This window comes from Ralstonia sp. RL, assembly GCF_001683835.1.
Taxonomy (GTDB): domain Bacteria; phylum Pseudomonadota; class Gammaproteobacteria; order Burkholderiales; family Burkholderiaceae; genus Ralstonia; species Ralstonia mannitolilytica.
Genome location: NZ_LWRX01000056.1, coordinates 172,406 through 180,094 on the forward strand (window position 1 = coordinate 172,406; position 7,689 = coordinate 180,094).

At 66.5% G+C, this 7,689-nt stretch carries 4 protein-coding genes and 1 pseudogene; 4 read left to right on the forward strand and 1 reads right to left on the reverse strand.

Annotated elements, in window-relative coordinates; genetic code table 11:
• The first annotated feature begins 11 nt into the window (after nucleotides 1-11).
• The 4 genes from nirB to A6M56_RS06065 all read left to right on the forward strand — a co-directional run bounded on the left by nirB (nucleotide 12) and on the right by A6M56_RS06065 (nucleotide 7,176).
• Nucleotides 12-2,567, forward strand: a complete 2,556-nt coding sequence (gene nirB, locus A6M56_RS06050) for a nitrite reductase large subunit NirB (protein WP_082076371.1) — start codon at nucleotides 12-14, stop codon at nucleotides 2,565-2,567.
• 14 nt (nucleotides 2,568-2,581) lie between these two features.
• Nucleotides 2,582-2,920: a nitrite reductase small subunit NirD gene (gene nirD / locus A6M56_RS06055; protein ID WP_045219809.1), complete on the forward strand. Its 339-nt coding sequence runs from the start codon at nucleotides 2,582-2,584 to the stop codon at nucleotides 2,918-2,920.
• Nucleotides 2,917-4,137 carry an NAD(P)/FAD-dependent oxidoreductase gene (locus A6M56_RS06060; protein ID WP_062738926.1) on the forward strand — a complete coding sequence of 407 codons (1,221 nt, stop codon included), beginning with the start codon at nucleotides 2,917-2,919 and terminating at the stop codon, nucleotides 4,135-4,137. Before nirD ends, A6M56_RS06060 begins: the two co-directional genes overlap by 4 nt.
• Before the next feature lie 303 nt (nucleotides 4,138-4,440).
• The gene (locus A6M56_RS06065; protein WP_102078994.1) at nucleotides 4,441-7,176 is read left to right on the forward strand and encodes a nitrate reductase; all 2,736 of its coding nucleotides are present in this window, start codon (nucleotides 4,441-4,443) and stop codon (nucleotides 7,174-7,176) included.
• Between the two features lie 260 nt (nucleotides 7,177-7,436).
• Here the strand turns inward: A6M56_RS06065 and A6M56_RS06070 are convergent.
• A pseudogene (locus A6M56_RS06070) lies at nucleotides 7,437-7,689 on the reverse strand (hypothetical protein); the annotation flags it as partial.

Genomic DNA, 7,689 nt, shown 5'->3' on the forward strand with positions numbered 1-7,689 from the left:
AGGACATCACCATGACCATGAAGATCGTCGTCATTGGCCACGGAATGGTGGGCCACAAGTTTCTGGAGAGCCTGCTGCAGGCGCCCGGGCACCATCTGGAGGTGACGGTGCTGTGCGAAGAGCCGCGCCCCGCATACGACCGCGTGCACCTCTCTGAGTTCTTTACCGGCAAGACGGCGGAAGACCTCTCGCTGGTGGCACCCGGCTTCTTTGATCGCGATGACGTGGTGCTCAAGCTCAATGCCCGCGCCACGGCCATCGACACGATCGCCAAGACGGTGACGGCTTCCACCGGCGAGGTGCTGCCTTACGACAAGCTCGTGATTGCGTCGGGCTCGTCGCCGTTCGTGCCGCCCGTGCCGGGCCGCGACCGCAAGGACTGCTTCGTCTACCGCACCATCGAAGACCTCGAGGCGATGGCCGAATGCGGCCAGCGCGCCAAGACCGGCGTGGTGATCGGCGGCGGCCTGCTCGGCCTGGAATGCGCCAAGGCCCTGCGCGACATGCAACTGCAAACACACGTGGTCGAGTTTGCCGGCCGCCTGATGGCGATGCAGGTGGACGACGGTGGCGGCCGCATGCTGCGCCGGAAGATCGAAGACCTGGGCGTGACGGTGCATACGCAAAAGAACACGGTCGAGATCGTCGACGGCGAAACCTGCACGCACCGCCTGAACTTTGCCGATGGCACTCACCTGGAAGCCGACATGGTCGTCTTCTCGGCCGGCATCCGCCCCCGCGATGAACTGGCGCGTGCCTGCGGCCTCGAAGTGGGCGAGCGCGGCGGCATCGTGATCGACTCCGAATGCCGCACGTCCGCGCCGGACGTATACGCGATTGGCGAATGCGCGCTGTGGGGCGGCAAGGTCTATGGCCTGGTGGCACCGGGTTATGAAATGGCGCGCATCACGGCCAGGCAGATCCTCGCGGCCGACGACGAAGCGACGTTCAACGGCGCGGACATGAGCACCAAGCTCAAGCTGATGGGCGTGGACGTCGCCAGCCTGGGCGACGCGCAAGGCCTGACGCCGGGCAGCCGCAGCGTGCTGTTCACGGATGAGCGCAAGCAGATCTACAAGAAGCTCGTGCTGTCGGAAGACGGCAAGTACCTGCTCGGCGGCGTGCTGGTGGGCGACGCATCGGAATACGGCACGCTGCTGCAGATGATGCTCAACCGCATTCCGTTGCCTGAGGCGCCGGAATTCCTGATCCTGCCGCAGGCCGATGGCAACGCGCGCCCGGCCATGGGCGTGGATGCGCTGCCGGACAGCGCGCAGATCTGCTCGTGCAACGACGTATCGAAGGGCGCGCTGTGCCAGGCCGTGTGCGCCGGCGCCACCACCGTGGGCGCGCTCAAGGACGCAACGAAGGCCGGCACCTCGTGCGGCGGCTGCGTGCCGCTCATGACGCAGGTGATGAAGGCCGAGATGAAGAAGCAGGGCCTGGCCGTCAACAACCACCTGTGCGAACACTTCCCGTACTCGCGCCAAGAGCTGTATCACCTCGTGCGCGTGGGCCGATTCCAGACCTTCGACGCGCTGCTGCAGGCGCACGGCCACGGTTTGGGCTGCGACATCTGCAAGCCGACGGTGGCGAGCATCCTGGCCTCGTGCTGGAACGACTTCGTGCTCAAGAAGGAGCACGCCAGCCTGCAGGATTCCAACGACTACTTCCTCGCCAACATCCAGAAAGACGGGACGTATTCCGTCGTGCCGCGCATGCCGGGTGGCGAGGTCACCGCCGATGGCCTGATCGCCGTGGGCCAAGTCGCCAAGAAATACGGCCTGTACACCAAGATCACCGGCGGCCAGCGTGTCGACCTGTTCGGCGCGCGCCTGGAGCAGCTGCCGCTGATCTGGGAAGAGCTCATTGCGGCCGGGTTCGAGTCGGGCCACGCGTATGGCAAGTCGCTGCGCACGGTGAAGTCGTGCGTGGGTTCGACGTGGTGCCGCTACGGCGTGGGCGACTCGGTCGGTTTTGCGATTGCGCTGGAGAATCGCTACAAGGGCCTGCGCTCGCCGCACAAGCTGAAGTTTGGCGTGTCGGGCTGCACGCGTGAATGCGCGGAGGCGCAAGGCAAGGATGTCGGCATCATCGCTACGGAAAAGGGATGGAACCTCTACGTATGCGGCAACGGCGGCATGAAGCCGCGCCACGCCGAACTGCTGGCGGCCGACCTCGACCAGGACACGCTCATCAAGTATGTCGACCGCTTCCTGATGTTCTACGTGCGCACAGCGGACCGCCTCCAACGCACGAGCACGTGGCGCGACAACCTCGAAGGCGGCCTCGACTACCTGAAGGACGTCATCGTCAACGACAAGCTCGGGATTGCGGCCGAACTCGAAGCCGAGATGCAGCACGTCGTCGACACCTACCAGGACGAATGGAAGACCGCCGTGACGAACCCCGATGTGCGCAAGCGCTTCCGCCACTTCGTCAACAGCGACGCGAAGGACGCGAACGTCGTCTTTGTCGAGGAACGCGGGCAGATCCGCCCGGCCACGGTGGAGGAGCGCGCGAAGACACGTCCCGTGCGCATTCCGGTTGTTGCAGAAGCCGCTTGAGAGAGGAGCCCGACATGCAAGCATCGCGCTGGATTCCTGTTTGCCCGCTGGACGACATCGTGCCCAACACCGGCGTGTGCGCGCTCGTGGACGGCGAGCAGGTCGCCGTCTTCCACGTTGCGGGCAGTGCACCGCAGCCGGTCTATGCCATCGGCAACTACGACCCGAACTCCGACGCGGCCGTGCTCTCGCGCGGGCTCGTCGGCAACCTCGGCGACCGCATCGTCGTGGCCTCGCCGATCTACAAGCAGCACTTCGATCTGGCAACGGGCGAGTGCCTCGAAGCGCCGGCCAACTCGGTGCAGGCCTACGCAGCCAAGGTGGAAGGCGGAACGGTGTGGGTGGCGCGATGACTCGCCCCAAGCTCGTCGTCATCGGCAACGGCATGGCCGGCATGCGCACGGTCGAAGAGCTGCTCAAGCTGGCGCCCGACCTGTACGACATCACCGTCTTCGGCGAAGAGCCGCACGGCAACTACAACCGTATCCTGCTATCTCCTGTGCTGGCGGGTGAGAAGCAGGTCGACGACATCATGCTGAACACGCGTGAGTGGTACGCGCAGAACCACATCACGCTGCATGCGGGCGATCCGGTGGTGAGCATCGACCGCCCGCGCCGCACGCTGCGCTCGCGCGACGGCGTGGAGGTCCGCTACGACCGTCTGCTGATCGCCACCGGCTCGCGGCCGTTCATCCTGCCGGTGCCGGGGCACCTGCTGCCGGGCGTGATCGCCTTTCGCGACATCCAGGACGTGGAGACGATGCTGGAGGCAGCGCGCAACCATCGGCATGCCGTCGTCATCGGCGGCGGGCTGTTGGGGCTGGAAGCCGCCAACGGTCTGATGCGCCAGGGCATGGATGTGACGGTCGTGCACCTGCCCGACACGCTGATGGAGCGCCAGCTCGACAAGCCCGCCGCGCAGCTGCTGCAGAAGGCACTGGAAGCCAGGGGCCTGCGCTTCCTGCTCGGCGCGCACACGGCGGAGCTGCTCGGCACCGACCGCGTGACCGCCGTGCGCTTCAAGGACGGCACGCAGATCCCGGCCGACCTCGTGGTCATGACGGCCGGCGTGCGCCCGAACATCGAGCTTGCCAAGGCGGCCGGCCTGCGTTGCGAACGCGCCATCATCGTGGACGACACCCTGCAGACCTACGACCCGCGCATCTACGCCGTGGGGGAATGCGTGCAGCACCGTAGCGCCACGTTCGGCCTGGTGGCGCCTATCTGGGACCAGGCCCGCGTATGTGCCGCACACCTGGCGGGGGCCGGCCACCGCCGCTATGTCCAGCAGGCCACGGCCACCAAGCTGAAGGTCACCGGCGTGGACTTGTATTCGGCGGGCGATTTCATCGGCGGCGACGGCACCGAAGACATCGTGCTGCGCGACCCGCGCCGCGGCGTCTACAAGCGCCTGGTGCTGAAGGAAGACCGTATCGTCGGCGCAGTCCTGTACGGCGATGTCGCCGACGGCCCGTGGTACTTCGACCTGATCCAACGCGAGGTGCCTATCACGTCGATCCGCCAGCGCCTGTTGTTTGGCCGCGCGCTGTGCGAAGCGGAAGCGGCGTAATGAACACCGGCAAGATACGGAACCGGCATCACCCTTCGTACGCCGCCGGTGTGGCCTTTGACGTTCCTGCCTTTGATGGCGCCTTGGATTTTTGTAACCGGGCGGAGACGGGGAAAACTCGCTGCGCTCAGACAGTTCCCCGTCTTGTTTCCGCCCGCTTACAAAAATCCAAGGGGAAGTCGCCATCTCGGGCGCGCCTTTCTTATGCTGACTTTCTTTGGCAAGACAAAGAAAAGTGAGTCAGCCCCGGCAGGGGATGAAACCAGGGGTGCACCAATCACGCAGAGCAACACAGAGACGACGATGACAACCATCCCCATTCACCCAATAACGGCCGCCGTGCGCACCACCTGCCCCTACTGCGGCGTCGGCTGCGGCGTGCTGGCAACCCCGCAAGCGGATGGCAGCGTCGATATTCAAGGCGATCCAACGCACCCCGCCAACGCAGGGCGCCTGTGCGTGAAGGGCTCCGCGCTGGGAGAAACCGTCAGCCTCGAAGGCCGCCTCCTGTATCCCGCCATCCGCGAACGTTCGCACGACCTGGGTGCGCCCATTGCCCCGCTGCAGCGCGTCTCATGGGACGCCGCGCTCGACACCGTCGCCCAGGGCTTTCGCCGCATCATCGATGAACACGGCCCCGATGCCGTTGCGCTGTACGTCTCCGGCCAGCTGCTGACCGAGGACTACTACGTCGCCAACAAGCTGATGAAGGGCTTCATCGGCACGGCCAACATCGACACCAACTCGCGCCTGTGCATGTCCTCGGCCGTGGCGGGGCACAAGCGCGCGTTTGGCGAAGACCTCGTCCCGGTCTGCTACGACGATCTCGAAGCCGCAGACCTCATCGTGCTGGTGGGCTCCAACACCGCGTGGTGCCATCCGATCCTGTTCCAGCGCATCGTGCGTGCAAAAGAGGCGCGGCCGCAGCTGAAAGTCGTGGTGGTCGACCCGCGCCACACCGCCACGTGCGAGCTGGCAGACCTGCATCTGCCCATCAGGCCGGGCACCGACGTGTGGCTCTTCAACGGCCTGCTGTCGTTCCTTTCCCGCCGCGGCGTGGTTGACCGCCACTTCGTCACCCTGCACACCAACGGCCCCGACGCCGCGCTGCAAGCCGCCGGCACGCACAGCGAAGACGTGGAAGCGGTGGCCAAGGCATGCAAGCTCAAGCTCGACGACCTGCTCACGTTCTACAACTGGTTTGCCGACACGGAGCGCACCATCACGGCGTTCTCCATGGGCGTCAACCAGTCCAGCGCGGGCACCGACAAGGTCAACAGCATCATCAATTGCCATCTGCTCACGGGCCGCATCGGGCGCGCCGGCATGGGGCCGTTCTCGATTACCGGCCAGCCGAACGCGATGGGCGGGCGTGAGGTGGGCGGCCTGGCGAACATGCTGGCCGCGCACCTGGAACTGAACGAGCCCACGCATCGTGAACTCGTCCAGACGTTCTGGAACGCACCGCGCATGGCCGACAAGGCGGGCCTCAAGGCGGTGGACCTCTTCCAGGCCATCGAAGACGGGCACGTGAAGGCCGTGTGGATCATGGGCACCAACCCGGTGGTCAGCCTGCCCGACGCCGACCAGGTGCGCCGCGCGCTGGCCAAGTGCGAACTCGTGGTCGCCTCCGACATTGTGGAAGCCACCGACACCACGGTCCTGGCCGACATCGTGCTGCCCGCGCTCGGCTGGGGCGAGAAGGACGGCACCGTGACGAACTCCGAGCGCCGCATCTCGCGCCAGCGCGCCTTCCTGCCAGCGCCCGGCGAGGCCCGCGCAGACTGGGACATCATCGCCGACGTGGCGCGCCGCATGGGCTACGACGGCTTCGACTTCACCAGCCCGCGCGATGTGTTCGACGAACACGCGCGCCTCTCGGCCTATGCCAACACGGCGGGCGGTGTGCCTCGTGCTTTCCACCTCGGCGGATTGACGGGGCTCGATGCCGATGCCTACGACAGCATGTCGCCCGTGCAATGGCCGGTGACCGCGCCCGGCAGTGGCGAAGCGCGTCTCTTCAGCGACGGCCGTTTCGCCTACGCCGATGGCCGCGCACGCTTTGTGCCGACGCCGGCACGCGCCCCCGCGCATGCAGCCGATGGCGAATACCCGCTCGTCCTCAACACCGGCCGCGTGCGTGACCAGTGGCACACCATGACGCGCACCGGCCGCGCGCCCAGGCTGGCCGACCACATTCCCGAACCGTTCGTCGATCTGCACCCGCACGATGCGCTGCTGGCCGGCGTGCGCGAGGGCAGTCTCGCGCGTGTGTCGTCCCGCTGGGGCAGCGTGGTGGCGCGCGTGCGCATGACGGGTGGCATCGCGCGCGGCAGCGTGTTCGTGCCGATCCACTGGAATGGCCAGTTTGCGTCGGACGCTCGCGTGGGCGCGGTGGTGAACCCGGTCGTCGACCCCGTGTCCGGCGAGCCCGAGTTCAAGCACACGCCCGTGATGGTCGAGCCGTTCGACGTGGCGTGGCACGGCTTCGTGCTGTCGCGCCGCGCGCTCGACACCGACGACGCCACGTGGTGGACGCGCATCCAGGGCAAGCAGTTCGTGCGTTATGAACTGGCCGGGCGCCAGCAACTCGGCAACGTTCATGACTGGGCGCGCAAGCTGCTCGGCGTGACCGACCCGCATGCCGACTGGCTCGAATACGAAGACACCACCGCGCGCGTCTACCGTGCCGTGCACGTCGTGGATGACCGCATTGAGGCGTGTGTGTTTCTGTCGCCGCGCCCCGATCTGCCGTCGCGCAACTGGTTGGCCGGGTTGTTCGCGCAGGCGCGCCTGGAAGATCTCGACCGCGCCGGCGTCCTGCTCGGCCAGCCGATTGAGGCCGGCGCGGACGTCGGGCCCACGGTGTGCTCGTGCTTTGGCGTGGGCCGCAACACCATCTGCGACGCCATTCGGGACAAGGGCCTGCAATCGACCGGAGAGATCACGGCCTGCCTGAAGGCCGGGGGAAATTGCGGCTCGTGCGTGCCGGAACTCAAGCGGCTGCTGGTGGAGGCGCGGGTGCAGCAGGCCGCGTGACTGTGCTTGACGGCCAGGTTTTGCGCCATGTTGACACCATCGTTAGAACAACGGCTCGCACGTGCAATTTGCACACGTAAGGTGCGGACCGTGAACTGAAGGTCCGCGAATACTGCAGTTGCCGATACTCACTGCATTGGGAGGGCGGTCGAAGTCGCCCCCGGGGGCGCGTGCGTGGTGGACCTCCCGGTTAAGCACGGCAGATGTCGCCATCTCCGTGCTCTTATCTGGCTGGCGGAAAGGCAAGTCCACAAGAGGACCTATTTGCTGCCTGTCCATTGCCCAAACCACGGCAGATACGCATTGGTCCGCCCACCGGCGCGCGGCCACTGCGTGGGCGGATCGCGCTTGACCCAGCCGGGTGGCGGCGCCACCAGCACGCTCCATGCGTCATTCGGATTCGCAGCGCTGGTCACGACGGCGCTGTTGCCGGTGTGGTCTACATACGCTGTAGCGCGGGCGATGTTCAGCCCCGCGCTGGCGGCGCGCAGCCCGCCGATGGCGTGTTCCGCA

What these genes read in the sequence shown, in the direction of transcription:
- A6M56_RS06060 (WP_062738926.1), top strand. Translation starts at nt 2,917, where the DNA reads ATGACTCGCCCCAAGCTCGTCGTCATCGGCAACGGCATGGCCGGCATG.
- nirD (WP_045219809.1), top strand. Translation starts at nt 2,582, where the DNA reads ATGCAAGCATCGCGCTGGATTCCTGTTTGCCCGCTGGACGACATCGTG.
- nirB (WP_082076371.1), top strand. Translation starts at nt 12, where the DNA reads ATGACCATGAAGATCGTCGTCATTGGCCACGGAATGGTGGGCCACAAG.
- A6M56_RS06065 (WP_102078994.1), top strand. Translation starts at nt 4,441, where the DNA reads ATGACAACCATCCCCATTCACCCAATAACGGCCGCCGTGCGCACCACC.